This is a genomic window from Mesorhizobium sp. CAU 1732 (assembly GCF_039888675.1).
Taxonomy (GTDB): Bacteria; Pseudomonadota; Alphaproteobacteria; order Rhizobiales; family Rhizobiaceae; genus Aerobium.
The window spans coordinates 1,765,088-1,790,481 of record NZ_JBDQQR010000001.1; the positions used below are offsets into that span (position 1 = coordinate 1,765,088).

The 25,394-nt window shown below is 62.1% G+C and carries 26 protein-coding genes and 2 tRNA genes; 11 read left to right on the forward strand and 17 right to left on the reverse strand.

Annotated features, from left to right (window positions below):
* The first annotated feature begins 38 nt into the window (after positions 1–38).
* Positions 39–461: a nucleoside-diphosphate kinase gene (ndk, locus tag AAFN55_RS08635; protein WP_347798443.1), complete on the forward strand. Its 423-nt coding sequence runs from the start codon at positions 39–41 to the stop codon at positions 459–461.
* Positions 462–515: 54 nt separating this feature from the next.
* On the opposite strand, the gene AAFN55_RS08640 is transcribed toward ndk, so the two are convergent.
* The 6 genes from AAFN55_RS08640 to AAFN55_RS08665 all read right to left on the reverse strand — a co-directional run bounded on the left by AAFN55_RS08640 (position 516) and on the right by AAFN55_RS08665 (position 7,158).
* Entirely contained in the window at positions 516–2,774 is a 2,259-nt protein-coding gene (locus AAFN55_RS08640; RefSeq protein WP_347798444.1) for an EAL domain-containing protein, read from the reverse strand.
* Between the two features lie 86 nt (positions 2,775–2,860).
* Positions 2,861–3,343, reverse strand: a complete 483-nt coding sequence (locus AAFN55_RS08645; RefSeq protein WP_347798445.1) for a molybdenum cofactor biosynthesis protein MoaE — start codon at positions 3,341–3,343, stop codon at positions 2,861–2,863.
* 7 nt (positions 3,344–3,350) lie between these two features.
* Positions 3,351–3,602, reverse strand: coding sequence for a molybdopterin converting factor subunit 1 (gene moaD, locus AAFN55_RS08650; RefSeq protein WP_347798446.1), 252 nt, complete (start codon positions 3,600–3,602; stop codon positions 3,351–3,353).
* An 11-nt stretch (positions 3,603–3,613) separates the two neighbouring features.
* Entirely contained in the window at positions 3,614–4,198 is a 585-nt protein-coding gene (pgsA, locus tag AAFN55_RS08655) for a CDP-diacylglycerol--glycerol-3-phosphate 3-phosphatidyltransferase (RefSeq protein WP_347798447.1), read from the reverse strand.
* A 93-nt stretch (positions 4,199–4,291) separates the two neighbouring features.
* The gene (gene uvrC, locus AAFN55_RS08660) at positions 4,292–6,397 is read right to left on the reverse strand and encodes an excinuclease ABC subunit UvrC (protein WP_347798448.1); all 2,106 of its coding nucleotides are present in this window, start codon (positions 6,395–6,397) and stop codon (positions 4,292–4,294) included.
* On the reverse strand, positions 6,394–7,158 hold the full coding sequence (locus tag AAFN55_RS08665; RefSeq protein WP_347798449.1) for an SDR family oxidoreductase: 765 nt from the start codon (positions 7,156–7,158) through the stop codon (positions 6,394–6,396). The genes uvrC and AAFN55_RS08665 overlap by 4 nt, the downstream gene beginning before the upstream one ends.
* A gap of 473 nt (positions 7,159–7,631) precedes the next feature.
* Here AAFN55_RS08665 and AAFN55_RS08670 point away from each other — a divergent pair, with 473 nt between their 5' ends.
* Complete coding sequence (locus AAFN55_RS08670; protein ID WP_347798450.1) at positions 7,632–8,300, forward strand: outer membrane protein; 669 nt, start codon at positions 7,632–7,634, stop codon at positions 8,298–8,300.
* A gap of 60 nt (positions 8,301–8,360) precedes the next feature.
* Here AAFN55_RS08670 and AAFN55_RS08675 read toward each other — a convergent pair whose 3' ends face one another.
* The 4 genes from AAFN55_RS08675 to AAFN55_RS08690 all read right to left on the reverse strand — a co-directional run bounded on the left by AAFN55_RS08675 (position 8,361) and on the right by AAFN55_RS08690 (position 11,141).
* The gene (locus AAFN55_RS08675) at positions 8,361–8,960 is read right to left on the reverse strand and encodes a glutathione S-transferase family protein (RefSeq protein WP_347798451.1); all 600 of its coding nucleotides are present in this window, start codon (positions 8,958–8,960) and stop codon (positions 8,361–8,363) included.
* A 104-nt stretch (positions 8,961–9,064) separates the two neighbouring features.
* Entirely contained in the window at positions 9,065–9,781 is a 717-nt protein-coding gene (locus AAFN55_RS08680; RefSeq protein WP_347798452.1) for a ribonuclease, read from the reverse strand.
* Complete coding sequence (locus tag AAFN55_RS08685) at positions 9,753–10,184, reverse strand: hypothetical protein (RefSeq protein ID WP_347798453.1); 432 nt, start codon at positions 10,182–10,184, stop codon at positions 9,753–9,755. Before AAFN55_RS08685 ends, AAFN55_RS08680 begins: the two co-directional genes overlap by 29 nt.
* A gap of 105 nt (positions 10,185–10,289) precedes the next feature.
* Positions 10,290–11,141 (reverse strand): 23S rRNA (adenine(2030)-N(6))-methyltransferase RlmJ, encoded by an 852-nt coding sequence (locus AAFN55_RS08690; protein WP_347798454.1) that lies wholly within the window; start codon positions 11,139–11,141, stop codon positions 10,290–10,292.
* Between the two features lie 79 nt (positions 11,142–11,220).
* On the opposite strand from AAFN55_RS08690, the gene AAFN55_RS08695 reads away from it, so the two are divergent.
* A complete protein-coding gene (locus AAFN55_RS08695) occupies positions 11,221–13,326 on the forward strand; it encodes a molybdopterin oxidoreductase family protein (protein WP_347798455.1) in 2,106 nt (701 codons plus the stop codon).
* A gap of 36 nt (positions 13,327–13,362) precedes the next feature.
* Here the strand turns inward: AAFN55_RS08695 and AAFN55_RS08700 are convergent, their stop codons facing one another.
* The 3 genes from AAFN55_RS08700 to purM are packed head-to-tail and all read right to left on the reverse strand — an operon-like array spanning position 13,363 to position 15,673.
* Positions 13,363–13,890: a histidine phosphatase family protein gene (locus AAFN55_RS08700; protein ID WP_347798456.1), complete on the reverse strand. Its 528-nt coding sequence runs from the start codon at positions 13,888–13,890 to the stop codon at positions 13,363–13,365.
* A gap of 23 nt (positions 13,891–13,913) precedes the next feature.
* Positions 13,914–14,612: a phosphoribosylglycinamide formyltransferase gene (gene purN / locus AAFN55_RS08705; protein WP_347798457.1), complete on the reverse strand. Its 699-nt coding sequence runs from the start codon at positions 14,610–14,612 to the stop codon at positions 13,914–13,916.
* Positions 14,609–15,673 (reverse strand): phosphoribosylformylglycinamidine cyclo-ligase, encoded by a 1,065-nt coding sequence (gene purM / locus AAFN55_RS08710; protein ID WP_347798458.1) that lies wholly within the window; start codon positions 15,671–15,673, stop codon positions 14,609–14,611. Before purM ends, purN begins: the two co-directional genes overlap by 4 nt.
* A 230-nt stretch (positions 15,674–15,903) precedes the next feature.
* On the opposite strand from purM, the gene AAFN55_RS08715 reads away from it, so the two are divergent.
* The 4 genes from AAFN55_RS08715 (at position 15,904) to AAFN55_RS08730 (ending at position 18,829) form a co-directional block, all read left to right on the forward strand.
* The gene (locus AAFN55_RS08715; protein WP_347798459.1) at positions 15,904–16,455 is read left to right on the forward strand and encodes a CDP-alcohol phosphatidyltransferase family protein; all 552 of its coding nucleotides are present in this window, start codon (positions 15,904–15,906) and stop codon (positions 16,453–16,455) included.
* Positions 16,433–17,578 (forward strand): AI-2E family transporter, encoded by a 1,146-nt coding sequence (locus AAFN55_RS08720; RefSeq protein ID WP_347798460.1) that lies wholly within the window; start codon positions 16,433–16,435, stop codon positions 17,576–17,578. The genes AAFN55_RS08715 and AAFN55_RS08720 overlap by 23 nt, the downstream gene beginning before the upstream one ends.
* Positions 17,579–17,583: 5 nt before the next feature.
* Positions 17,584–18,282 carry a DnaA regulatory inactivator HdaA gene (gene hdaA, locus AAFN55_RS08725; RefSeq protein WP_347798461.1) on the forward strand — a complete coding sequence of 233 codons (699 nt, stop codon included), beginning with the start codon at positions 17,584–17,586 and terminating at the stop codon, positions 18,280–18,282.
* Positions 18,283–18,589: 307 nt separating this feature from the next.
* Complete coding sequence (locus tag AAFN55_RS08730; protein ID WP_347798462.1) at positions 18,590–18,829, forward strand: DUF6074 family protein; 240 nt, start codon at positions 18,590–18,592, stop codon at positions 18,827–18,829.
* Between the two features lie 61 nt (positions 18,830–18,890).
* Here the strand turns inward: AAFN55_RS08730 and AAFN55_RS08735 are convergent.
* The 4 genes from AAFN55_RS08735 to AAFN55_RS08750 all read right to left on the reverse strand — a co-directional run bounded on the left by AAFN55_RS08735 (position 18,891) and on the right by AAFN55_RS08750 (position 20,652).
* Positions 18,891–18,967, reverse strand: a tRNA-Arg gene (locus AAFN55_RS08735).
* A 19-nt stretch (positions 18,968–18,986) separates the two neighbouring features.
* Positions 18,987–19,292: an ETC complex I subunit gene (locus AAFN55_RS08740; protein ID WP_347798463.1), complete on the reverse strand. Its 306-nt coding sequence runs from the start codon at positions 19,290–19,292 to the stop codon at positions 18,987–18,989.
* 21 nt (positions 19,293–19,313) lie between these two features.
* A tRNA-Pro gene (locus AAFN55_RS08745) sits at positions 19,314–19,390 on the reverse strand.
* An 80-nt stretch (positions 19,391–19,470) separates the two neighbouring features.
* Entirely contained in the window at positions 19,471–20,652 is a 1,182-nt protein-coding gene (locus tag AAFN55_RS08750; RefSeq protein ID WP_347798464.1) for a cystathionine beta-lyase, read from the reverse strand.
* A gap of 409 nt (positions 20,653–21,061) precedes the next feature.
* Here AAFN55_RS08750 and AAFN55_RS08755 point away from each other — a divergent pair, with 409 nt between their 5' ends.
* The 4 genes from AAFN55_RS08755 to AAFN55_RS08770 all read left to right on the forward strand — a co-directional run bounded on the left by AAFN55_RS08755 (position 21,062) and on the right by AAFN55_RS08770 (position 25,383).
* The gene (locus AAFN55_RS08755) at positions 21,062–22,090 is read left to right on the forward strand and encodes an amino acid ABC transporter substrate-binding protein (RefSeq protein ID WP_347798465.1); all 1,029 of its coding nucleotides are present in this window, start codon (positions 21,062–21,064) and stop codon (positions 22,088–22,090) included.
* A 62-nt stretch (positions 22,091–22,152) separates the two neighbouring features.
* Positions 22,153–23,337 (forward strand): amino acid ABC transporter permease, encoded by a 1,185-nt coding sequence (locus AAFN55_RS08760; RefSeq protein WP_347798466.1) that lies wholly within the window; start codon positions 22,153–22,155, stop codon positions 23,335–23,337.
* A 12-nt stretch (positions 23,338–23,349) separates the two neighbouring features.
* Positions 23,350–24,507 (forward strand): amino acid ABC transporter permease, encoded by a 1,158-nt coding sequence (locus tag AAFN55_RS08765; RefSeq protein WP_347798467.1) that lies wholly within the window; start codon positions 23,350–23,352, stop codon positions 24,505–24,507.
* Positions 24,508–24,573: 66 nt separating this feature from the next.
* Complete coding sequence (locus AAFN55_RS08770) at positions 24,574–25,383, forward strand: amino acid ABC transporter ATP-binding protein (RefSeq protein ID WP_347800224.1); 810 nt, start codon at positions 24,574–24,576, stop codon at positions 25,381–25,383.
* The last annotated feature ends 11 nt before the right edge of the window (positions 25,384–25,394 follow it).

Genomic DNA, 25,394 nt, shown 5'->3' on the forward strand with positions numbered 1-25,394 from the left:
GCCACTTTCCGAATTCCGAACAGCATGAAGGAACCACAATGGCGATCGAACGCACCTTTTCCATGATCAAGCCGGACGCGACCAAGCGCAATCTCACCGGCGCAGTCACCAAGATGCTCGAAGATGCCGGTCTGCGCGTCGTCGCGTCCAAGCGCGTCTGGATGAGCACGCGCGAGGCCGAGGGCTTTTACGCCGTGCACAAGGATCGTCCGTTCTTCGGTGAACTGGTCGAGGGCATGACGTCCGGCCCGACGGTGGTGCAGGTTCTCGAAGGCGAGAACGCGATCCTCAAGAACCGCGAAATCATGGGTGCGACCAACCCGGCCAATGCCGAGGAGGGAACGATCCGCAAGGTCCACGCACTCTCGATCGGAGAGAACTCGGTTCACGGTTCCGACGCACCGGAAACGGCTGCGCAGGAGATCCGCTACTGGTTTTCCGACACCGAAATCGTCGGCTGATCCGCGTCTGCATCCGAAACGAAAGAGCCGGCATCCGCCGGCTCTTTTTTTGTCTCAGCTCCCAAAAAGCTGGCGTCGCGTTTCGGGCAGATCCGCATCCGGTTCGGACGCGTGCCGCCGGCCGACGAATTCCATGAAGGCGTCGCTGGCAAGCGCGGCGCTGTAGAGATAACCTTGGAAGAAGTCGCAGCCAAAGGCGCGCAGGAACGCCTCCTGCCGGACGTTTTCGACATGTTCGGCGACCGCGGTCAGCTTGAGCGTGCGCGCCGTGCCGAGGATCGACTTGACCAGCGCGCGATCGCTTTCGCCGTTTTCGATGTCGGCGATGAAGCTTCCGTCGATCTTGAGCTCGTCGAAGGGCAGGCGCTTCAATTGTGCCAATGACGAGTAGCCGGAGCCGAAATCGTCGAGCGACAGCCGCACGCCGATCTGCTTCAACTCATGCATGCGCCGGCTGATCAGCTTGCGGTCCTTCGCCATCACGCTTTCAGTGAGCTCGAGCGTCAAGAGCCTTGGGTCGACGCCATGGCGCTCGATCAGCCCGATGAGGTTGGATAGAAACTCATCGCAGGCGAAGGACTGTACGTTGACGTTGATCGCGAGGCGCAGCCCGGCCGTTTCCCTGGTGCCTTGCCAGCGGGCGAGTTCCGCCACGCCCTTGGCGAGCACCAGATTGCCGAATTCGCGAACGAGCCCGAACTGCTCCGTCAGCGGCACGAAGCGCTCGGGCAGAAGTGTGCCGAATTCCGGATGATGCCAGCGGCAGAGTGCTTCGGCACCGACGATACGGCCGACGTCGTCCATCTGGGGCTGGAAGTACAGTTCGAGCGCGTCGCCCGACAGCGCGTCCTTGAACTCGTTCAGGAGCCGGTAGCGGTCCGATTCCGGGCTCATCGACAGATGATCGTAGAGCGCCATCCCGTTCCTGCCCGCAGCCTTCGCCTGATACATGGCGATGTCGGCGTGCTTGAGGATTTCCTCGGGCCGCGCCTCCTGCCCATCGAAGATGACGACGCCGAGGCTTGCCGACGAACGATGGCTGAAGAGGCCGATCTCGAAATCGTCGCGCAGCGCCGCGAGCACCTTGTTCCCCGTCATGATCGCCGCGCGGGCACCATGCGAACTGTCGGCGCCGACACCTTCCAGGATGATGACGAATTCGTCGCCACCGATGCGGGCGACCGTGTCTTCGTGTCGAACGCAGTCGCGCAGGCGGCGCCCGACCTGCGCCAGATACTGGTCGCCGACATCATGGCCACGCGTGTCGTTGAGTGTCTTGAAATTGTCGAGGTCGATGAAGATCAGCGCGCCGCACGTCTTGCGCTCACGGCAGAGGCCGACGGCACGCCGCATCCGGTCCATGAACATGCGCCTGTTCGGCAGGCCGGTCAGAGAATCGAAGAAAGCGAGCTTCTCGATCTCCATCTCGTTGCGCTTGCGGATCGAGATATCGTTGATGTAGCCGTGCCAGATGATGCCTTCGTCGATCGCTTCCGGCTTCGCGCTCAGGCGCAGCCATTTTTCCTTGCCGTCCCGGGCGGTGACGCGGAACTCGAGTTCCCAGGGCTCCATCAACGTGCCGGAGCGCTTCAGCGTTTCGATGAGGCGCTGCCGGTCCTCTGCATGGATCATCTCGATGAACTGCTTCGGATGGGGATATGGTTCGCTTTCAGCGAAGCCCGAAATCCCCCTGAATCCGCTCGACACGTAGGGCACCGTGAATCCGCCTTTGCGATGACGGACGAGCTGGAAGAGGCCACCGGGAACCCGGCTCGACAGCTTCTGAAGCATCTCCTCGACCTTCAGCCTCTTCATCAGGTCGGTGATCTCGCGCACCGAGCCTTCGTAGAAGAGTGGTTTGCCGCTCCTGTCGTCGTAGACGATGCGGGCGGATTCGGTGATCCAGATACGCTCGCGCGTCTTGTGACGGTAGATTTCGGAGACGAAATCCTGAACGGAACCGTGTTGCCTCAACTGGGCGCGGAAATCGTCGCGGCGGCCGGGGTCGACATACCATTCCTTGCCGATGTCCCGGATCGCAAGCAGGATTTCGGCTTCCGTGCCGTAGCCGTTGAGCGCCACCAGCGCCTTGTTGGCACTGAGCTGCCTGCCGTCGGGCGCGGACCGATAGATGCCTTCGGAGAGATTGTCGATGAGGTCGCGCTGGTTCTTATACTCCGCGATCGAAGCGCGGTAGAGGCGCCGAAAACGCAGCATCCAGAAACAGAGGAGACCGGAAACGATCGCGTTCGCGGCCAGCAGCCAATGGCTGTTGGTTCCAAGGTTCTGGATGGAGCTGTAGAGTGATTCCATGCCCGCCTGGTCTTTGCCTGCCCGTGAAAAGCGTAGCTGGCTGACCTTGCGAAAAGTCTAACGCGTTCGTGCGAAGATTATCGTGATTAACGGCCCGTGAAGCCGCTCCAGCGGGAACTGGCATCGTCGTCGGCCTCCTTGGCCTCGACCCAGCCGCCGGGCGACCCATCGATAGGATGCTCGCGCTTCCAGAAGGGCGCGCGCGTCTTGAGAAAGTCCATCATGAAGGACGCTGCTTCGAAGGCGGCATGCCTGTGCGCGGACGCCGCGATGACGAGCACGATGTTTTCACCCGGCTTGATCTTGCCGAAACGGTGGATGGCGCAAAGCCCGTCGAGCGGCCAGCGATTGAGGGCTTCGGCGGCGATGCGCGCGATTTCGGCCTCCGCCATACCCGGATAGTGTTCGAGTTCGAGGGCCGCCAGCGCGCCCCCTTCGTCCCGGCAGAGCCCGGAAAACGTCACCACGGCACCGATATCGCTGCGGCCGCGCGTGAGCCGCGCAATTTCGGTCGTGAGATCGAAATCGTCCGCCTGTATCCGGATGTCAGGAACGACCGTTGCCGACATGGCAGCCTCAGCCGCCGGTCATGGGAGGGAACAGAGCGATCTCGCGCGCGCCCGCGATCGGTTCCTTGTGGTTGACGTGCTCCTGGTTGATCGCTACGCGAATGGCTTCGGGATAGCGTAGCGCCTGCGCATAGCCGTCATCCCTAGCCTTGAGCCAGTCGAGCAGGTCGCGAACGGAGACGATTTCGGCGGGAAGATCGACATCTTCCTCCGCCTTGCCGATCCGTTCCCGTACCCATGCGAAATAGCGCAGCTTCATCGCAGTCTCCGCTACTCGTCGATGATGTGCTTCAGGCCAGCCCGGAAATAATCGTATCCGGTATAAAGGGTCACGATCGCGGAAATCCACAGAAGCGTGATGCCGATCTCGGTCGTGTAGGGCAGGATCTTGTCGCCCGCAGGGCCGGCGAGAAGGAACCCGATGGAAACGAGCTGTATCGTCGTTTTCCACTTGGCGAGTTGCGTGACCGGAACCGACACCTTCAGCGCTGCGAGGTATTCGCGCAGGCCCGAAACCAGGATTTCGCGGCACAGGATGATGATGGCGGCCCACAGCGTCCAACCGGCAATGGTGCCGTCGGCAGCCATCAAAAGCAGCACGGAGGAGACGAGCAGTTTGTCCGCGATCGGATCGAGCATCTTTCCGATGTTCGACGTCTGCTTCCAGATGCGCGCGAGGTATCCGTCGAGAAAATCGGTGAGGCTTGCGATGACGAAAATCGTCACTGCGGCCCAGCGTGCCGGATCACTCGACTGCAGGCGACCCTCGAGAAAAAAACACAGCACGACCAGCGGCACTGCAAGAATGCGTGCGTAGGTCAGCATGTTCGGAATGTTGAATGCGCGTCTGGACATGGCTACCTGGCGAAATGACAAGCTGTAGTAATCAGACCGCGCAGGCAACGGTCAACTCCCGCAAACGTCGCGGCCCGGGCCTATGCGGGAATCTTAGCCCTTTTCATGGAAATGCCCGTGAATCAGCTTGGCGACGCGCTCCGAAATGCCGTCGACGACCATCAAATCCTGGACTGCCGCGCGACTCACCGCCTTGGCGGTACCGAAATGGTGGAGCAGCGCCCGCTTGCGCCCGGGGCCGATGCCCGCGATCTCGTCGAGCGGATTGCGGATCATCTCCTTCTTGCGCCGCGCCCGGTGCGAGCCGATCGCGAACCGGTGCGCCTCGTCGCGCATGCGCTGGACGAAGTAGAGGACAGGATCCCGCATCGGCAGCATGAACGGCTCGCGGCCAAGCACGAAGAACCGCTCGCGGCCGGCGTCGCGGTCGATACCCTTCGCGACGCCGATCGCGGTCACCTTGTCGGCAATGCCGAGCTCACCCAGCATCTTGCGCACGGCGGACATCTGGCCCTGACCGCCATCGATGAGGATGAGGTCCGGCCATGCAGGAAAGGTGTCGTCTTCGCTCTCTTGCACAGCGCTTTCGGCCTGCGCGGCCTGATCGGAAAACGCTGCCGGTGTGCCGTGCTCTTTGAGGAGGCGTGAGAAGCGCCGCTCCATCACCTCGCGCATCATGCCGAAATCGTCGCCCGGCGTGATGTCCGTCGAGCGGATATTGAACTTGCGATACTGGTTCTTCACGAACCCTTCCGGCCCGGCGACGATCATCGCGCCGACGGCGTTCGTGCCCATGATGTGCGAGTTGTCGTAGACCTCGATGCGCCGGGGCGTCTTTTCCAGACCGAAAGTCTCGGCCAGACCGGCAAGCAGGCGAGCTTGCGACGAGGTTTCGGCCAGCCGGCGTCCCAACGCTTCGCGGGCATTCTGCAGCGCGTTGTCGGCCAGCGACTTCTTCTCACCGCGCTGCGGCACGCTGATGGTCACCTTGTGCCCCGCCCGTATGGCGAGTGCCTCGGTGAGCAGAGCCTGGTCCTCGACGGCATGGGACAGCAGAATCGTCCGCGGCACGGGCTTGTCGTCGTAGAACTGGGCCAGAAATGCACCCAGCACTTCCGCCGGCTCGATCGACGGATCGGCCTTCGGGAAATAGGCGCGGTTGCCCCAGTTCTGCCCGGTGCGGAAGAAGAACACCTCGATGCAGTTCTGTCCGCCTTCGTTGTGAATTGCGAAGATGTCCGCTTCGTCCACCGATTGCGAGTTGATGCCCTGATGGCTCTGGACGTGGCTGAGCGCGGCGAGGCGATCACGATAGATCGCGGCACGCTCGAAATCGAGGGTCGCGGACGCCTCCTGCATGGCGGCCGAGATTTCGGATTTCACGCGCCCGGACCGACCGGACAGGAAATCCTTCGCCTCCGATACGAGTTCGGCGTAGCCCTCGGCATCGATCTCGCCGGTGCAGGGGCCGGAGCAGCGCTTGATCTGAAACAGCAGGCACGGCCGGGTTCTGCTCTCGAACACCGAATCGGTGCAGGATCGCAGCAGGAAGGCACGTTGCAGCGAGTTGATCGTGCGATCGACCGCACCCGCCGACGCGAAGGGCCCGAAATAATCGCCCTTCCGCGAGCGTGCCCCACGATGCTTGAAGATGCCCGGTGCCGCGTGATCGCCGGTAATCAGGATATACGGAAACGATTTGTCGTCCCGCATGAGAACGTTAAAGCGCGGGCGTAACCTCTTGATGAGATTCGCTTCCAGCAGCAGCGCTTCGGTTTCCGTGCGCGTGACGACGAATTCCATCGTCGCGGTTTCGCGAACCATCCGCCCGATACGATTCGTGTGCTCCCGGCCCTGCGCATAATTGGTGACGCGCTTCTTGAGACTGCGCGCCTTGCCGACATACAGAACGTCTCCGCCTGCATTGATCATGCGGTAGACGCCGGGCGCGTTGGGCAGCCGCTTCACGAGCGTCTGGATCACGTCGATTCCGGTCTTGCCCTCGATGTCACCCTTCAAGCCGTCCCACTCGATGCCGAGATCGCGGGCGGCAGTGGTGTTCGAAGGCTCCGCGGTCTCGGACAGGTCGGACTCGTCGTCGTCGACGTCCTGGACGTCCGGCATATAGCCTGCAACGTCGTCGCTGGCTGCGTCGGCGGCCGCGCCGCCTAGACTGCGGGTAGGGATGGGGGGCTTCATTCGGCAACCCCGTAGACGTCGGGCGTCTGCCAGGCAAGGTGCTGGCCACCGTCGAGTGCGATCATCTGACCCGTGACCGACCGCGCTCCCCAAAGATAGCGGATGGTCGTTCCGAATTCGGAAAGGTCCGGCCCGCGCTTGAGCAACACCGCATCCAGTTGTTCCTGGAAATCGACCTCATCCTGACGCTCGTTCTTCAATGTCGGACCCGGCCCGATCGCATTGACGCGCAGACGGGGCGCAAAAGCCTGCGCCATGGTTTGTGTCGCGGTCCAGAGCGCGGATTTGGACAGCGTATAGGAGAAGAAGCCGGGCGTGAGTCGCCAGACGCGCTGGTCGATCATGTTGACGACAAGCCCATCCCGGCCGGCCGGCAGGTTTGCGGCGACCTGTTGCGTCAGCAAGACAGGTGCCTTCAGATGGACGTCGAAATGCCGGTCCCAGGTCGCCCAGTCGAAATCCTGCGCCGAATCGTCGTCGAACACCGAGGCGTTGTTGACCAACAGTTGAACCGGACCAAGGACCTGCTGCACGGCCTGGACAATGGCTCCACGCGCTTCAGGGTCCGTCAAATCGCCTTGAACGACGTGAGCGATTCCGCCGGCTGCCGCAATCTCCTCGGCGAGCGCGTCGGCTTCGGTGCGTGACGTGTTGCAATGGATGGCAACCGCAAAGCCGTTCGCCGCGAGGTCGCGCGTTATCGCGGCGCCGACACGCTGGGCGCCACCGGTGATCAGGGCAGTGGGGATCGTGGAAACCATCGTCGACGTTTTTCTTTCGCTTTACATCACGGGACCGTTATCGTGATGCCATGTGCGGATGTGGCAAGGCCAGCGTTGGTGCGGCCGCCACCGGCCAAGCCATTCACACCGTTGAAACGCCGATTCAGCGTGCCTTCAAGCAGAGCAGACACCGAGATGAGATCATAGGATTCCCTTGGTGAGACAAGGCCTTGACGCAATATAGGGGAGGGATGGCATCCAACCAAGCCGGCTGCAAAAGTCTCCCGACAGAACCCGAAACGCCGCTGTGGCAAAAACGCAACGTCATTATTCAGCCATATTCCGGCCGGGCAATCACCCATTTTCAGGTCATGTTCGGCCTCATTCTGCGACCAGATAAGGAACCGCAGTCGCCGGAGATCGTTCACCTCCCGCATCGGTACCGGACCGACATGCAAATTAAGGAAGCGCGTTGCAGTTTCCTGCGGCAAAGGAGTTAGAAGAAAATGACAATGAACAAGAGATTCGCCCTGTCGGCTGTTGCTGGCCTGAGCATTGCGGCCGCGGCTGCATTCCCCGCTTTCGCAGCTGACGTTGTTTACGAAGAGCCGCCGATGCCGGCAGCTCCGATGGAAGTCGCGCCTGTGGCTTCATGGGCTGGCCCATACGCTGGTATCCAGCTCGGCTACGGCTTCAACGGCGAAGTTGACGGCGCTGGCAACACCATCGACACCGATGGCTTCATGGGTGGCGCGTTCGGTGGTTTCAACATGCAGAACGGCCAGTTCGTGTACGGTGTCGAAGCCGACGTGAACTACTCGGACGTCGACGGCGGTAACGCCGGCATCGCGGCTCGTTCGCGTATCGACGGCTCGCTCCGCGGTCGTGCAGGTGTTGCCATCAACGACGACGTTCTGATCTACGGCACCGCCGGTGTTGCAGCTGAGCGTCTTCGCGTCAGCGCACCTGACGTTGTCGGCAGCCCTTCGGACACCAACATGATGATTGGTTACACCGTTGGTGCCGGTACGGACGTGAAGCTCACCGAGCAGGTCTTCGCTCGTGGCGAGTATCGCTACACCGATTTCGGCAACCAGGAATTCGAACTCCCGGGTGTCGGTACGGCTGATTTCGACTCGAGCAACCACCGCGTTATGCTCGGCGTCGGTATCAAGTTCTAATCATTATCGATTGGACGACGAAAAAGGCCCGGAGCGATCCGGGCCTTTTTTGCATCCGCATCAGCCTTTGGGAAGCAGAGCGACCAGTTCGGGAAAACGCTCGTCGAAGCGTTTCGCCCAGCGCACGAGTTTCGCGCGCCCACGCTCCCACTTGCCCTCGAAGCGCAGGGAGAGATAACCAAGCGCTGCCCTGAGCGCGATCTGGCCGCCTGTCGCCCGCTTCGTGAGCTTCGGAACGTTGGTGTTGAGATGGTCGAGCGCGCGGACGGACTTGTCCCACTGCTTGTCGAGCCAGCCCTGATAAATCTTGTCCTCCGGTCGCATGCGCCGCTCATAGACATGAGCGAGCAGGCAATCGCACAGCCCGTCGGCCAGGGCCTCCAGTCGCTCGGCCTCAAGGCGCTTTTCTGCGTTGCGCGGATAGAGCGCGCCACCGGAAAGGCGGTTGAGATACTGGGTAATGGCGCGGCTGTCGAAGACGCTCTCCCCCGTATCGGCAATCATCACCGGAATCTTGCCGAGCGGGTTGGCTGAAACAAGCTCCACCGGCGCATCGTCGGTTTTGACAATCTTGCTCTCGACCTCGATGCCTGAGTACTGCGCGGCCATCCTGACCTTCGCGCTGTAGGGTGAGGCGGGGGAATAGAGGATGGTGGGCATCGGGGTGGCTCCGGTGTGGTTAAGCGGCGCCACGCTAGTTCATCGTTCGCCCGCTGGAAATCATGCGTCGCGAATAAATCGCTGAGCCAGGATCTTCAGATCTTTCAACGTGCGGGGGCGGGCATGGCGGCGTCATCGATGCTGCATGCGCGCCGGTCGACTTCTTCGCATGACCGGAAGTCGAGCGCCTTGTCGAGGCAGATACGAACTTCGCTGACGTATCGTCCACTGCACGACGTCGCGAAACCATCCGACGGTAGGCCGGGATTGGCTTCGAGGAACGCGGCCTCGACATCGTCCGGATCGATCGTCATATCGCTGCGCGTGTTGCGAAAGCGATCGGGAATGGTCACCTGGTTCCAAGCGTCACGCACGACCACGAAATAGTCGGCCTGGCTCATGCCCGAACAACTACCGTGCTTGCGCCATTGATGGCCGATCAGACCCGCCGATGGCATGATATCGATGGTTTTTGAGACGAGTTCATTCGGAACCCGCTCCGGTTCACCGCTGTCGCAGAATTCCGGCCAGCCCCGTTCGAATTGCGGCCACAGTCCATGCACGACGAAGCCGTGGCGGCGTCCGCTGTTGCATTGCTGGCGGTTTGCGTCGGCGCCCTCGATTTCGCAGTAGCTCGGTGACCATGAGAGCGACAGCACGAAGAAGTCGAAGCTGGCGTCCTGAAGAGAGCGTGATTGCGAGGTCTGCGCCTGCGTGTCCTGCTCGCAACCGGCAAGCAGGATCGCTGCGGCGATCGCTATGAGGCTATGGGGTCGGGTCGCGATCGGATGCTCAGCGCACGACGCGGCAGCGTCCGCCATAAACATGCCAGCGGTCGAAGCCCGAGACGCAGAATTCGACATTGCTGCCGAAGCCGACAAAGCCCATCGGCCGCTCAATCAGGTACCAGACGTCGCGCGTATGACCGTTCGAAAGATCGGCCTTGGCATGGCAATACCGACGCTCGATGGGCTGGCGATAGCCCTGCGGCTGGTAGCGGCTTTCGCTCGTCTGCCGGAAATTCACGATGTCGACCAGAGGCAGGTTCGGCACGTTGCGCACCTGATGGGCGAAGCGGTGCGTGATCTGCCCCAGAACCCTGCTGTTGCCGCAGATGCCGGGTTCGTCGATGCGTACCGCGATCGGATCGGCTGCCATAGCAGCGGGAATGCCACTCGCGATTGCGAGAATCAGTGCAATCATCAGGCTGGCAAGGCGGGTCATTTTGGTCTCCGGGCGGCGCAAATCACGCGATTCTGATGCGTTTGCGCACTCTGGTCAAACACGCATGCATGGTCAAGCGTTGCAGCGAGATATGGTTACATGGGATCAGTCGTTCGTGGTGATCCATCTGGTTGTTGCGAGCGCGGATTTGTCCTCCGCAAGCACCTGCGTCAGGGCAGGCAGCAGCGTCTTCATTTCGGCTTCCAGCACGTAGGGCGGATTGACCACGATCATGCCCGACCCGTCGAAACGCGGTTCCGCGGAGGGTTGCCGCGTCTCGAACACGATGTCGAGCATCTTGGGGATGGCCGTTTCCTTGAGAGCCCGGCGAAAGTCCTCCACTGCCCGATGGTTCTTGATCGGATACCAGAGCGCGTAGGTGCCGCCCGGCCAGCGCTTGTGCGCCTTCACGAGACCATCGACCAGCCGCCCGAACTCGCCTTCCACCTCGAAGGGTGGATCGACCAGAACGAGCCCGCGCTTTTCCTTGGGCGGCACATGGGCGCCAAGCGCCAGCCAGCCGTCGAGTTCGATGACGCGCACCTTCCAATCACCCGCGAACCGCGTCTTCAGCGCAAACGCGTCCGCCGGATGAAGCTCGATCGCCGTCAGACGGTCGGCACCGCGCAGCATCTCCCTGGTGATGACGGGAGAGCCCGGATAGAACCGGAATGGGTGGCCGACATTGAAGGCGCGGACGATGTCGAGATAGGGCGCGACAAGCGCCTGCGCTTCGGCCGGCAGCGACGCCTCGAGGAGCTTTGCGATCCCGCTTCGCCATTCGCCCGTTTTCTGCGCTTCCTGCGACGAAAGATCGTAGAGGCCGATGCCGCCATGGGTGTCGATCACGCGGAACGCGCCGGGCTTCTTCTTCAGATAATCGAGAATACGCGTCAGCACGATGTGCTTCACGACGTCGGCGAAATTGCCGGCATGATAGCTGTGGCGATAGTTCATGGGAGGCGCGGGGCGCTGGAGCAAACGAAGTTCATGTGCCCATCTACTCCGGCGCGGCCGTTTCGGCTAGGTTGCGGCCATGAACCAGCACGCCAAAATCCGCATCGGCCATTCGGCCTGCCCGCATGATTGCCCATCGACCTGCGCGCTCGATGTCGAACTGCTCGACGACCGCACGATCGGCCGCGTCCATGGCGCCAAGGACAACAGCTACACAGCGGGCGTCATCTGCGCCAAGGTGGCCCGCTACGCCGAGCGCGTTCACCATCCCGACCGCCTCCTGAAGCCGCTCGTCCGCGCCGGAGCGAAAGGCGAGGGCGACTGGAAGGAAGCAAGCTGGGAAGCCGCGCTCGACCTGGTCGCCGAGAAATTCCTGAAGGCCGAGGAGAAGCACGGCTCGGAAGCCATCTGGCCCTATTTCTACGCCGGTACGATGGGGCTGGTGCAGCGCGACGGCATCGAGCGGCTTCGCCATGCCAAGAAATATTCCGGCTTCTTCGGCTCCATCTGCACCAATCTCGCCTGGACCGGCTGGATGATGGGCACGGGCTCGCTGCGCGGCGCCGACCCGCGCGAGATCGCGAAATCCGATTGCGTCGTGATCTGGGGCACCAACGCGGTCGTGACGCAGGTCAACGTGATGACCCATGCGATACGCGCGCGAAAGGAACGCGGCGCGAAGATCGTCGTCATCGACATTTACGACAACGCCACCGTGAAACAGGCCGACATGGGGCTGGTTCTGAAACCCGGAACCGACGGCGCACTGGCCTGTGCGGTCATGCATGTGCTCTTCAGGGAGGGGCTGGCTGACTGGCCCTACCTCGAACAATACACAGACGACCCCAACGGTCTTGAGGCCCATCTGCGCGACAAGACCCCGCAATGGGCATCCACGATCACCGGACTGTCGGTTGCGGAAATCGAGACTTTCGCACGCCTGATCGGCACGACGAAGAAGACGTTCTTCCGGCTCGGTTACGGCTTTTCGCGCCAGCGCAACGGCTCGGTCAACATGCATGCGGCCCTGTCGGTCGCGGCGGTGACAGGCTGCTGGCAGTATGAAGGCGGCGGTGCCTTCCATTCCAATTCGGGCATCCTCAAGTTCGACACCGAGTTGTTGGAAGGGACACGTCTGCGAGATCCCTCGATCCGCCACCTCGATCACTCGCGAATCGGACCTGTCTTGATGGGGCACGAGGACGCGCTTTATGGCGGGCCGCCGGTGACGGCGCTGCTGGTCCAGAACACAAATCCGGTCAACGTCGCGCCGGAGCAGCGGCTGGTGACGCAAGGGTTTCTGCGCGACGACCTCTTCGCCTGCGTGCACGAGCAATTCATGACCGACACAGCGAAGCTTGCCGACGTGGTGCTGCCGGCGACGATGTTCCTGGAGCACGACGACATCTACAAGGGCGGCGGAAACCAGCACGTCACGCTCGGTCCCAAGCTGATCGATGCGCCAGAAGGCCCGCGAACCAACCACTTCGTCATCGAGGAACTGGCGAAGCGGCTTGGCGTGGCCGACAGGCCGGGCTTCGGCATGACCGAGCGCGAGCACATCGACATCTTGCTGGACAAGAAGGGTCTCGGCACCTTCGACAGCTTCAGGGAAGAGCGCTGGGCCGATCTGCAACCCGCCTTTCGCGACGCGCATTTCCTCGACGGCTTCGGCCACCGGGACGGCAAGTTCCGCTTCCGTCCCGACTGGACGGGTCAGGCTGCGCCCAACCGGCCCCCGCAAAGCATGGGTATATTCGGTCCGCACGCGCTTCTGCCCGAATTCCCGGATCATGTCGAACTGATCGAAGTGGCAGACGAGATGCACCCGTTCAGGCTTGCCACATCGCCGGCGCGCAACTTCCTCAATTCGTCGTTCACCGAGACGCCAAGCTCGCTCAAGCGAGAGGGGCGGCCCGAACTGCTGATTCACCCGGAGGATGCAGCGTCCGTCGGTCTCGGCGACGGCGATCGGGTCGAGGTGGGCAACGAACGCGGCGAAGTCGTCCTGCATGCCAAGCTGTTCGACGGCATCAAGCGCGGCGTGATCATCGCGGAAGGCATCTGGCCGAATTCCGCCCATGAGCGCGGCGAAGGCATCAACGTGCTGACCGGCTCGGATGCGCCTGCGCCCTATGGTGGCGCGGCCGTTCACGACAACAAGGTCTGGGTGCGGCCGGCTTAGGGGGGGCTCAGCACGTCGATACCTGAGGGCCCAGCCTCACCCTCTGTGGATTACCGATCTTGGGGTAATGAAGTCGGTAAGAGTTGCGCTGTCGCCATGTAGCTCGTGCCATCCCGCATGGATGGAGAATCGCGCCAAACCGCCGGTAGGGAACTTCTCGCTTAGCGACGCGCGTGCAGATACGTCGCTAGTTGCGCCGGCGATGATGCCCGCCAAATCTTCCATGCCGGGATTGTGCCCGACCACCAGCAGCGTGCCGACCTGTTCGGGCGTCGCGCGTATCACGTCGAGAATGACATCCGCGTCTGCTTCGTAGATCGATGCGTCGTAGTTGACGATGACATTGCCGCTGATCTCGCCTCGCACAAGATCCCAGGTTTCGCGTGTGCGCCGGGCGGGGGACACGATAGCCATGTTGGGAAACCAGCCGCGTCGAGCCATCTCGGCACCGATCGCAGGGGCTGCCTTGCGTCCGCGCGACGAAAGCGGCCGATCGAAATCGGCGAGGCTTTTGTCGTCCCAACTCGATTTGGCGTGGCGCAGTAGGAGAAGCGTCTTGTCCATCGCTGCTCCCTCTCGTGGCCTGTTCAGGGCGTCATCCGTGCCAGGCTTTCTATATCGACCGCTTCGCTCGCGGAACCGGGCGACAAAAGGCTGCCTTCTGCACTGACGCCCGAAAGCACCGCGCGGCCGTCCTTCATCGTCGCCTTCCCCTCGGCAACGAGACGCAGCGCCAGCGAATAGAGCTGGTGCTCGACGCCGAGCACGCGGTTGGCGAGCGTATCCGCATCGTCGGATGGGAGGATCGGCACGGCCGCCTGTGCGATGATCGGTCCGTCATCCATCTCGGCGGTGACGAAATGCACTGTGCAGCCATGAACCCGCATGCCGGCATCGATGGCGCGTTGATGCGTATCGAGCCCCTTGTAGAGTGGCAGCAGGGATGGATGGATGTTGATCATCCTGCCAGCCCATTTTTCGGTGAAGGATGGCGTCAGCAGGCGCATGTATCCGGCGAGACAGACGATATCGGCCTTCAGCCGTTTGAGTTCCGCGTCAAGTGCGGCGTCCTGCGCGGCCTTGTCCGTGTGGTCGGCCCGCGTGATCGCCTTGGTCTCGATGCCGAGCGATGCTGCGGCCGCAAGCCCCTTCGCATCCGAGCGATTGGAGATCACGCCGACGATCTGTGCCGGAAACCCGGGGTCGCCGGCAGCCTCGATCAGCGCGCTCATGTTGGAGCCTCGACCGGAAATCAGGATGACGACGCGTTTTTTCATGGGTCTCAAAGCTCGATCTGTCCGCGATAAACGACACCGGTTTCACGACGCGGCAGTATACGCCCGATCGTGGTCACGTCCTCGCCCGACTGCTGGAGGACGGCAGCGACCTGCGCAGCCTGTCCCGCAGCGACGACGAGAACCATGCCGATGCCGCAATTGAAGGTGCGCATCATTTCGTTGGCGGCAACGCCCCCGGTCTTTGCGAGCCACGAAAAGACCTTCGGCGGGTCGATCGCATCGAGGTCGAGCTCGGCCGAGAAGTCCGCAGGCAGCACGCGCGGGATGTTCTCGGGAAAGCCGCCGCCGGTGATGTGGGCCAGAGCCTTGATGCCGTGGGTAGAGCGGATCGCGGACAAAAGCGGCTTGACGTAGATGCGCGTCGGCTCCAGCAGGGCCTCTCCGAGCGAGCGATACGGGTCGAACGGCGCCTTGTCGTGCCAGCCGATGCCGCTGTCGGCCACGATGCGGCGGACGAGCGAAAAACCGTTGGAGTGAACGCCGGACGAGGCAAGCCCGAGGATCACGTCGCCCTCGACGATATCGTCCGTCGGCAGCAATTGTCCGCGCTCGGCCGCTCCGACTGCGAAGCCTGCGAGGTCGTAATCGTCGCCGGAATACATGCCCGGCATTTCCGCCGTTTCACCGCCGATCAGCGCGCAGCCGGCCTGGCGGCAGCCTTCGGCGATGCCGCTGACGATCGCCGCGCCCTGGTCGGGGTCGAGCTTGCCGGTGGCGAAATAGTCGAGGAATAGAAGCGGTTCGGCACCCTGCACGACCAGATCGTTGACGCACATGGCCACGAGATCGATGCCGACCGTATCGTGCTTGCCAGCCTCGATCGCCACGCGCAGCTTGGTGCCCACGCCGTCATTGGCCGCGACGAGGATGGGGTCGGTGAAGCCGGCCGCCTTCAGGTCGAAGAGCCCGCCAAAGCCGCCGATCTCGCCATCCGCGCCGGGCCGGCGCGTCGAGCGCACCATCGGCTTGATCTTCTCCACCATGGCGTTGCCGGCATCGATATCGACGCCCGCCTGCGCATAGGTAAGGCCATTCTTTCCGTCGGTCATGGCGTCCTCGCCCGGCTTTTCGTCAAAGCGGGCTCTTCGCATGAACCTCCGCCCGTCGCAAGCGCAAGCGGGCATCCACGGGCCATCGACCACGCATATCCGTGGACAGCGCGTCCCGCTGGCTCGTCTATTGCCGTTTCTGGACCTTGATCGGCAGTTCAAGAGCGGTCATCTATCGTGCGGGCAGCGGTTTCTCCAACAGGAGCAGGCCGCGGGAGAGGCCGCGAAGCGTGACCATACCGAATTTCATCACCATCATGCGGTTCCTGCTGGTTCCGGCGATCATCTACGCGCTGATCAACGACAACCGCGAATGGGCGCTGATCTGTTTCGTGGTCGCGGGCGTGTCCGACGGCATCGACGGCTTCATCGCGCGTCACTTCAACCAGCGTTCCGAACTTGGTGCCTATCTCGACCCGATGGCCGACAAGCTGTTGCTGGTCAGTGTCTTCGTCGTCCTCGGCTACATGGGCGAATTGCCGCTCTGGCTGGTGGTTGCTGCCGTCTCGCGCGATGCGCTCATCGTCGCCGCGGTGCTTTTGTCCACCATCATGGGGCAGCCCGTTGCAATGAAGCCGCTGTTCGTCTCGAAGGCAAATACCGCCGTCCAGATCGTACTGGCGATCGTGGTGCTTGCCGAACTGGCGTTCGAAATGGTGTTCGGCCCCTCGCGCGCTTTGCTCGTCGCGGCATCGGGGCTCTTGACCGTGGCTTCCGCAGCGGCCTATCTCGTGCAATGGCTAAGGCATATGGCGGACGATGACCAAAACGCACGATCCTGACATTCAGGAACAGGCCGCTGAAGTGCTGGTGGCTGGAGCATTTCGACGCCAGATCGCCTTCTGGGTGGTCGCGGCGGTCGTCTTCATCGGCTTCCTGTACCTGTTCTCCTCGATCCTGCTGCCGTTCTTCGCCGGCATGATGCTGGCTTATTTCCTGGATCCGGTCGCCGACCGGCTGCAACGCCTTGGCCTGTCGCGCATTGCGGCGACGGTGCTGATACTGGTGTCGTTCCTGGTCGCACTGGTGGTCGGTCTCATGCTGATCATCCCGATCCTTGCCAGCCAGTTGGCCGATTTCATGGGACGGCTTCCCGACTACCTGTCGCGCTTGCAGGACCTTGTCACCGGGTTCGATCCGGAATGGTTGAGCGAGCATATCGGCGTCAATCCGGCCGATCTGCGCGAGGGCGTGAATTCGCTGCTGACGCAGGGAACAGGCTTCATAACGACCCTGTTCTCCTCGATCTGGAGCTCAGGTGCGGCCTTGATCGACATCGTGGGCCTGTTCGTCATCACGCCCGTCGTCGCGTTCTACATGCTGCTCGACTGGGACAACATGGTCGCCAAGGTCGATAGCTGGATACCGCGCCAGCATCTGGGAACGGTGCGCCAGATCGCGCTCGACATCGACAAGGCCGTCGCCGGCTTCGTGCGCGGGCAGGGCACCTTGTGTCTGATCCTCGGCGTCATGTATGCGGTCGGGCTGACCCTGGTCGGTCTCAATTTCGGTCTTCTCATCGGCCTCTTCGTCGGCCTGATCAGTTTCATCCCCTATGTCGGTTCGATGATCGGCCTCGTGCTCTCGGTCGGCGTGGCACTCGTCCAGTTCTGGCCTGAATGGCACTGGGTGGTCGTGGTTGCCGTGATCTTCTTTGCCGGCCAGTTCATCGAGGGCAACATCCTGCAGCCCAACCTCGTCGGCAAGAGTGTCGGCCTGCATCCGGTGTGGCTGATGTTCGCTCTGGTCGCCTTCGGCGCGCTGTTCGGTTTTGTCGGCCTGCTCGTCGCGGTGCCGGCCGCTGCCGCCGTCGGCGTCCTGACCCGTTTCGCGCTGTCGCGCTATCTCGCTTCGCCGCTGTATAGAGGGCATCGCGACGACACCGAGACAGCGGCCAAGCGCTGATCGCAATGACTGACGTACCGGTAAAACCCAGGCAATTGCCGCTGGACCTCGCGCATGACGCGGCTCAGAGCCGTGACGATCTCGTCGTCGGCTCCGCGAATGCGGAAGCGGTGGCGCTCATCGATCGATGGCCGGACTGGCCGACGCCGGTCGTCGTGCTGGCTGGTCCCGCAGGCTCGGGAAAATCCCATCTTGCGGCCATCTGGCAGGCATCGAGCGATGCCGTACGGCTCTTCCCGGCCATGCTCTCCACAGCTTTGCCTATCAACGAGGGACCCATCCTGATCGACGATACGGACGCAGGCGCGATCGACGAGACCGGTCTCTTTCACCTTATCAATGGCGTGACGCAGTCGGGATCGACCATGCTGCTTACGTCGAGGCGCTTTCCGACCGCGTGGGGCGTCGCCCTGCCGGATCTCGCATCGCGCCTGAAGGCCGCCGCGACGGTGGAGATTCAGGAGCCTGACGATGCGCTGCTGGCGGGCGTCGTCACGAAACTCTTCGCTGACCGCCAGGTCGAGGTCGAGCCGCACGTGATTCAGTTCATCGTCCGCCGAATCGAACGTTCGCTCTCGACCGCGATCGATGTGGTGGCGCGGCTCGATCAGGCGGCACTGGAGCAGAAATCTCGCATTAGCCGCGCGCTAGCTGCCGATATTCTGGGCGAGATGGACAACGGACAGCGCAGCCTGGATCTGTGACCGTATCGGCGTGAATCTGGTGCTCCACGGACTTCCCGTTGTTTTCACGCTGCTATGACGGTGATCGTGTAAGGTACCCCTGTCTCCTACGAGGGGGCGTCTCAGGCTAGGCCCTGCTGTCCCACTCCCGGCAGCAGGGCCCTTTCTTTTTCAAGCTCAAGCTTGGTCAGCCGAAGCGTATCGGAGCGGGCCTTCACAAGGGCCTGACGGGTTGCGCGGTGTGATCCCCGTGACGAGATGCGAGTAGAAGACCACAGGTCGTTAACCAATGCTCGCCTAGCCTCCTGCCGATTCGGAGGGGACTTCCATGAGCATCACCGCGTTTCCACTTTGCCGGCAGCAGAAGCTTTTGCACGGGATCGCCAATGTGCTGCGGTCGAAGCAGGGCGAAACGGCAACGCTGTTCTGGCGGGAGACGGCGAAAGGTCTGTTGCAGCAGTTGGTCGCGAACGGCATCGACCTCGCAGCGGCCGAGGAGGAGGTCAGGAACCTACTCTATGCCGTCCTGGCCGAGATCGAGGCGGACGCGGTTTCCGCGAAAGGCTGAAACGATAACTCCGCGAAGCGGGGTCGCGGCGCGCCGATCGGCCTGAAAGCTTTGGAAATGCTGGCGATCCCGGCAGGATTCGAACCTGCGACCATCGGCTTAGAAGGCCGGTGCTCTATCCAACTGAGCTACGGGACCATCGCCGCGCCGGGAGGCGCTAATGCGTCCACGGCACCTTGCGGTCATAGCGGAAATTCTCCGCATAGGAAATCTGGCGTCTGCGCGCTTCCTGCGGCTCGATTACGCGATAGGCGACGCCGTTCTTTTCAGCGTAGGCGGTTGCTTCCTCGAGCGAGTTGAAGGTCAGCCTGATCTGGCTCTTCATGTCGCCGGACGAGGTGTAGCCCATCAGCGGATCGATCGTGCGCGGCTGCTCCGGATCGAATTCGAGCACCCAGTGGCCGGTCTTGGCCTTGCCGGACTGCATCGCGGTCTTTGCGGGGCTGTAGATGCGCGCGGACATATCGATCCTCGTTCGAAGGGATGGTCGGAGCGGCAGGATTCGAACCTGCGACCCTCTGGTCCCAAACCAGATGCGCTACCAGGCTGCGCTACGCTCCGAACGGTCCACCCACTAGCCATTCGGCCGGGCGGGCGCAAGTGTCATCGCGACGATTTCCGCTCCATGTCGCCTGCAATCGTCATCCACCGCTGACGGCGGCAGCCGCGGCGAGGGCGGCGGAGAGATCGGCCTTGATGTCCTCGGGGTTTTCGAGGCCGATCTGGAGCCGCATGACAGGGCCTTCGTAATCGCCCTTCGCAACGGTCCGGTCGGCCAGCGAGACATGCACGGCAAGGCTTTCATATCCGCCCCAGGAATAGCCGAGGCCGAAAAGCTTCAACGCGTCCAGAAAGGCATGCGCTTCGCTCTGACCGCCACCCTTGAGCACGATCGAGAAGATGCCGCTGGCGCCACCGAAGTCGCGCTTCCACAGGGTGTGACCCGGAGAGCTCTCGAGACCGGGATGCAGCACCTGCGCCACGCCGGGCTGGCCTTCCAGCCAGCGCGCGACTTCGAACGCGTTCTGCTCGTGACGCTCCAGTCGCACTCCCATCGTGCGCAGCCCGCGAAGCACCTGATAAACGTCGTCAGGCGCGGCGCAGCATCCCATGGTGAGATGCGTCTCGAACAGTTGCTCCCAGCAACTCTCGTTCGCCGAGACAGTGCCCAGAAGGACGTCCGAATGCCCGGCCGGATACTTTGTCGCGGCATGGATCGAGATATCGACACCGTGGTCGAGCGGCCGGAAATAGAGCGGCGTGGCCCATGTGTTGTCCATCATGACCACCGCGCCGCGGGCTTTCGCCGCGCGCGCGATGGCGGGAATGTCCTGCATCTCGAACGTGTTCGAGCCGGGCGATTCGGTGAACACCACCTTCGTGTTGGGCTTCATCAATTCGGATATGCCCGCGCCGACATGCGGATCGTAATACTCGATCTCGACCCCGAGCCTCGCCAGCATCCCGTCTGCAAACCGGCGTGTCGGATTGTAGACCGAATCGACGATCAGCGCGTGATCGCCGGCGGCGAGAAATGCGAGAAGCGGAATGGTCACCGCAGCCAGCCCTGACGGAACGAGAATCGTGCCCGCCGAGCCTTCCAACGCGTCGATCGCCCCTGCGAGCGCGTCGGTCGTGGGCGTCCCGCGCGTGCCATATGTGTATTTCTGGTTGCGCGCGGCCATGGTGGCGGCGTCGGGAAAGAGCACCGTGGACGCATGCACCACGGGCGGGTTCACGAAGCCGAAGAAATCGCGTGGGTTGTTCCCGATATGCGCAAGTCTGGTGTGGACGCCTTTGTCCGAATAATCGCGGCTTGTCATGAACCCTCGCTTGTCCGTCTGCAGACAGCAGGGATAAACACTGCCCACGACCTGTGCAACCATGGTGGTGGCGGTACGCGCCAGGTGGCGCAAAACGGCAAGGTCTCCGCGTATATGCGACGCTCCCCCAGAGACTTGACGCAGCGAAACCATTGATACGTCAACAAGACTGCCGCGCTCGCACAAGATTTGCGCAGTGCTGCTTCGTTGTTCATCAATTCATTTCAGTCTTTCATTCGCACTTGACCGGCGTTCGATAATGGCCTTCGATAGTTATCGTGAGTGGGAGGTGGAGCATGCGCATCTTTGAAAGGTGCCGGTAGTCGGCCTAGGCCGGAGTTGTCTGCTGCTTCCACAAAGAACGATCCCGGGCAGGAAAGTCCGGAACAACAGAAAAGGGTATGTGGGCATGAAAAAGTTAGTAACGGGAATTCTTGGCTCGGCAGTCCTGGCGCTGACCGCGACGGCGGGCTCTGCGGCCACGCTGGACGACGTCAAGGCGAAGGGCTTCCTGCAGTGCGGCGTCAACACCGGCCTTTCTGGCTTTGCTGCCCCGAACGATCAGGGCGACTGGACCGGCTTCGACGTCGATCTGTGCCGCGCTGTCGCTGCCGCGATCTTCGGCGATGCGGACAAGGTGAACTTCACCCCTACAAATGCGACCGAGCGCTTCACCGCGCTGCAGTCCGGCGAGATCGACCTGCTGGCGCGCAACACGACGTGGACGCTCAGCCGCGATACCTCGCTCGGCTTCAACTTCGCCGGCGTGAACTATTATGACGGCCAGGGCTTCATGATCAACGCCGCCACTCTGCCGGGCGTGAACTCCGCGCTTCAGCTTTCGGGCGCTTCGGTCTGCGTGCAGGGCGGTACCACCACCGAACTGAACCTCGCCGATTACTTCCGTGCCAACAACATGGAATACAACCCGGTGGTGTTCCAGGCTCTGGAGGAGGTCAACGCTGCCTACGAATCGGGCCGTTGCGACGTCTACACGACCGACCAGTCGGGCCTCTACTCGATCCGCCTGACGCTGGCTTCGCCGGACGATCACGTCGTTCTGCCGGAGATCATTTCCAAGGAGCCGCTCGGACCTGCCGTTCGCCAGGGCGACGACCAGTGGTTCGACGTGGTGAAGTGGACGCTCAACGCCATGATCATCGCTGAGGAGCTCGGCATCACGCAGGCCAACGTCGAAGAGATGAAGGCTTCGGAGAATCCTGAGATCCGCCGTGTTCTCGGTCTCGAGGAAGGCTCCACGCTTGCCGCCGATCTCGGCCTGGAAGCCCCGTGGGTCGAAAACATCGTCAAGGGCGTCGGCAACTATGGCGAAGTCTTCGAGCGCAACATCGGTCAGGAAAGCCCGCTCAAGATCGCGCGCGGCCTGAATGCCCTGTGGAGCAAGGGCGGCATCCTCTACGCGCCGCCGATCCGCTGATCGCGACCTGACTTTCCGGAGGGCGGGTTTCCCGCCTTCCGGTTTCCTTATGAGGGATCGCCATGGCTGACATTGCCCATGGCAGCGAGCCTGCGCGCGCTGCCTTTCTGAACGACCCCAGGATTCGCGGCATCATCTACCAGGTCCTGGCCCTGGCGGCTTTGATCGCGGTGGTGTTCTGGATCGTCAACAACACCATCGAAAACCTTCGCCGCGCCAATATTTCCTCTGGTTTCGGCTTCCTGAATGCGCGTTCGGGCTTCGACATTGCCCAGACGCTGATCCCCTACAGTTCGAATTCGATTTACATCGATGCCTTTATCGTCGGCATCCTCAATACGTTGCTGGTCGCTGTCGCGGGCATCATCACCGCGTCGATCATCGGCTTCATCGTCGGTGTCGGGCGTCTCTCCCGCAACTGGCTCATCCGCAAGATCTGCATGGTCTATGTCGAGGTGTTCCGGAACATCCCGCCGCTTCTCGTCATCTTCTTCTGGTACCTTGGCGTGCTGTCGGTGCTTCCGCTGCCGCGCGACAGCGTGGAATTGCCCTTCGGCGTGTTTCTCAACAGCCGCGGTCTGTTCATGCCCAAGGCGATCTGGGGCGATGGCGCCTGGCTTATCCTTCTCGCGCTTGTGCTCGGAATCGTCTTCAGCATCCTGGTCTCGCGCTGGTCGCATGCGCGCCAGATGGCGACCGGCCAGTTGTTCCCGATCTTCCGCACATCGGCGGCTTTGATCATCGGGCTGCCGGTCCTGGCCTATTTTGCTGCCGGAATGCCGCTCACGCTCGACTTTCCGCAGCAGTCGACGTTCAACCTCACGGGCGGTTCGACCATCAGGCCGGAGTTCCTGTCGCTCTATCTGGCGCTGTCCTGCTACACGGCCTCCTTCATCGCCGAGATCGTGCGTGCGGGTATCATCGGCGTCAGCAAGGGGCAGACGGAAGCGGCGTATTCGCTGGGGGTCCAGCCGGGCAAGACGCTTCGCCTGGTGGTCATTCCACAGGCGCTTCGTATCATCATTCCGCCGCTGACCAGCCAGTATCTCAATCTAACCAAGAACTCGTCGCTGGCAGTTGCCGTCGGCTATCCCGATCTGGTCGCAGTCGGCCAGACGGCCATGAACCAGACCGGACAGGCGATCGAGGTCGTCGCGATCTGGATGGTCATCTATCTCGGGCTCAGCCTGTCGACGTCGGTGTTCATGAACTGGTTCAACGCGCGAATGGCGCTTGTCGAAAGGTGAGGGCCGGGTTCGATGCAAGAACATGACATGAGCTTCGTCCGCGCCGAAATGGTGCTTGCGCAGGCTGCTCCTCGCAGCGAGCGCGGCCTGGGAAGCTGGGCGCGCAAGAACCTCTTCGCCACGCCATTCGACGCGGTGCTGACGATCGTGGGTATCCTGCTCGTTGCGTGGCTGGTTCCACCGCTTCTTCGCTGGGCATTTTTCGACGCGCAGTGGACGGGTACGGACCGGACGTTCTGCCTGACCGCGACACAAGGCGGCATTCAGCCCGATGGCTGGTCGGGGGCGTGCTGGGCATTCGTGAACGCCAAGTTCGAGCAGTTCATGTATGGCCGCTACACCTATGCCGAGCGGTGGCGCGTCAACGTGACGGCGATTGCCTTTGTCGCGCTGCTCGTGCCGCTGCTGATCCCGAGGGTGCCCTACAAGGGCATCAACGCGATCCTCTTCTTCTTCGTCTTCCCGGTTGTGGCGTTCTTCCTGCTCGTGGGCGGCTATTTCGGTCTTCGCTTCGTGCCGACGCAGCAGTGGGGCGGGCTTCTGGTGACGATGGTGCTGTCCTTCGTGGGCATCGCCGTGTCGCTGCCGCTGGGCATCGCGCTGGCGCTGGGGCGGCGCTCCAAGATGCCGGTGGTGAAGATGATCTGCGTCATCTTCATCGAGGTGGTGCGCGGTGTGCCACTGGTGACGGTTCTGTTCATGGCGAGCGTCATGCTGCCGCTGTTCCTGCCCGCCGGAATGACCTTCGATCGCCTGCTGCGTGCGCTGGTCGGCGTGGCGATGTTTGCGTCGGCCTACATGGCCGAGGTGGTTCGCGGCGGCCTGCAGGCGATCCCGAAGGGACAGTATGAGGGTGCCGATTCGCTTGGCCTCGGCTACTGGCAAAAGATGAATCTGATCATCCTGCCGCAGGCGTTGAAGCTTGTGATCCCCGGGATCGTGAACAACTTCATCGGCCTGTTCAAGGATACGAGCCTTGTCTACATCATCGGCATGTTCGACCTGCTCGGCATCGTCCGCCAGAACTTCTCCGACACGAACTGGGCTTCGCCGCAGACGCCGATGTCGGGCCTGCTCTTTGCCGGGTTCGTCTTCTGGATTTTCTGTTTCGGCATGTCGCGCTACTCCATGTACATGGAACGCCGCCTGGATACGGGACACAAACGATAGGCGGGCTCGGGCCCGCCCTCACATTCTAAAGATGGCCGAAGCGCCACAGGGACACGCCCAAAGGGGATAGCGATGAGCATAGAAAACGCAGTCGCGGCAGACGAGATCAAGGTCAATCGCGCGAAGATGCAGGTCTCGGCGACGGAAGTCGCCATCGAGATCGAGAACATGCACAAATGGTATGGCGACTTCCATGTGCTGAAGGACATCAACCTCAAGGTCATGCGCGGCGAGCGCATCGTCGTTTGCGGTCCTTCCGGGTCCGGCAAGTCGACCATGATCCGCTGTATCAACCGCCTGGAAGAGCACCAGAAGGGCAAGATCGTCGTCGACGGCATCGAGCTCACCAACGATTTGAAGAAGATCGACGAGGTTCGCCGCGAAGTCGGCATGGTGTTCCAGCACTTCAACCTGTTTCCGCACCTGACGATCCTGGAAAACTGCACGCTCGCGCCGATCTGGGTCCGCAAGGTCCCGAAGAAGCAGGCGGACGAACAGGCGATGCACTTTCTCGAGCGCGTCAAAATCCCCGAGCAGGCCAACAAATATCCCGGACAGCTTTCCGGCGGCCAGCAGCAGCGCGTGGCGATCGCCCGCTCTCTGTGCATGAACCCGCGCATCATGCTGTTCGACGAGCCGACCTCCGCGCTCGATCCGGAAATGATCAAGGAAGTGCTCGAGACCATGGTCGGTCTCGCCGAGGAAGGCATGACCATGATCTGCGTCACGCACGAAATGGGCTTCGCACGCCAGGTCGCAAACCGCGTGATCTTCATGGATCAGGGCCAGATCGTCGAACAGAACACGCCCGACAAGTTCTTCGACAACCCGCAGCACGAACGCACGAAGCTGTTCCTGTCGCAGATCCTGCATTGACGTGAGCGCGC

Coding starts and splice junctions, on each gene's coding strand:
- hdaA (WP_347798461.1), top strand. CDS start 17,584: ATGACTGACGTACCGGTAAAACCCAGGCAATTGCCGCTGGACCTCGCG.
- AAFN55_RS08695 (WP_347798455.1), top strand. CDS start 11,221: ATGAACCAGCACGCCAAAATCCGCATCGGCCATTCGGCCTGCCCGCAT.
- ndk (WP_347798443.1), top strand. CDS start 39: ATGGCGATCGAACGCACCTTTTCCATGATCAAGCCGGACGCGACCAAG.
- purM (WP_347798458.1), bottom strand. CDS start 15,673: ATGACCGACGGAAAGAATGGCCTTACCTATGCGCAGGCGGGCGTCGAT.
- AAFN55_RS08685 (WP_347798453.1), bottom strand. CDS start 10,184: ATGACCCGCCTTGCCAGCCTGATGATTGCACTGATTCTCGCAATCGCG.
- AAFN55_RS08720 (WP_347798460.1), top strand. CDS start 16,433: ATGACCAAAACGCACGATCCTGACATTCAGGAACAGGCCGCTGAAGTG.
- AAFN55_RS08755 (WP_347798465.1), top strand. CDS start 21,062: ATGAAAAAGTTAGTAACGGGAATTCTTGGCTCGGCAGTCCTGGCGCTG.
- AAFN55_RS08665 (WP_347798449.1), bottom strand. CDS start 7,158: ATGGTTTCCACGATCCCCACTGCCCTGATCACCGGTGGCGCCCAGCGT.
- AAFN55_RS08700 (WP_347798456.1), bottom strand. CDS start 13,890: ATGGACAAGACGCTTCTCCTACTGCGCCACGCCAAATCGAGTTGGGAC.
- moaD (WP_347798446.1), bottom strand. CDS start 3,602: ATGAAGCTGCGCTATTTCGCATGGGTACGGGAACGGATCGGCAAGGCG.
- pgsA (WP_347798447.1), bottom strand. CDS start 4,198: ATGTCCAGACGCGCATTCAACATTCCGAACATGCTGACCTACGCACGC.
- AAFN55_RS08760 (WP_347798466.1), top strand. CDS start 22,153: ATGGCTGACATTGCCCATGGCAGCGAGCCTGCGCGCGCTGCCTTTCTG.
- AAFN55_RS08675 (WP_347798451.1), bottom strand. CDS start 8,960: ATGCCCACCATCCTCTATTCCCCCGCCTCACCCTACAGCGCGAAGGTC.
- AAFN55_RS08730 (WP_347798462.1), top strand. CDS start 18,590: ATGAGCATCACCGCGTTTCCACTTTGCCGGCAGCAGAAGCTTTTGCAC.
- AAFN55_RS08680 (WP_347798452.1), bottom strand. CDS start 9,781: ATGGCGGACGCTGCCGCGTCGTGCGCTGAGCATCCGATCGCGACCCGA.
- AAFN55_RS08765 (WP_347798467.1), top strand. CDS start 23,350: ATGCAAGAACATGACATGAGCTTCGTCCGCGCCGAAATGGTGCTTGCG.
- AAFN55_RS08750 (WP_347798464.1), bottom strand. CDS start 20,652: ATGACAAGCCGCGATTATTCGGACAAAGGCGTCCACACCAGACTTGCG.
- AAFN55_RS08645 (WP_347798445.1), bottom strand. CDS start 3,343: ATGTCGGCAACGGTCGTTCCTGACATCCGGATACAGGCGGACGATTTC.
- uvrC (WP_347798448.1), bottom strand. CDS start 6,397: ATGAAGCCCCCCATCCCTACCCGCAGTCTAGGCGGCGCGGCCGCCGAC.
- AAFN55_RS08640 (WP_347798444.1), bottom strand. CDS start 2,774: ATGGAATCACTCTACAGCTCCATCCAGAACCTTGGAACCAACAGCCAT.
- AAFN55_RS08740 (WP_347798463.1), bottom strand. CDS start 19,292: ATGTCCGCGCGCATCTACAGCCCCGCAAAGACCGCGATGCAGTCCGGC.
- AAFN55_RS08690 (WP_347798454.1), bottom strand. CDS start 11,141: ATGAACTATCGCCACAGCTATCATGCCGGCAATTTCGCCGACGTCGTG.
- AAFN55_RS08670 (WP_347798450.1), top strand. CDS start 7,632: ATGAACAAGAGATTCGCCCTGTCGGCTGTTGCTGGCCTGAGCATTGCG.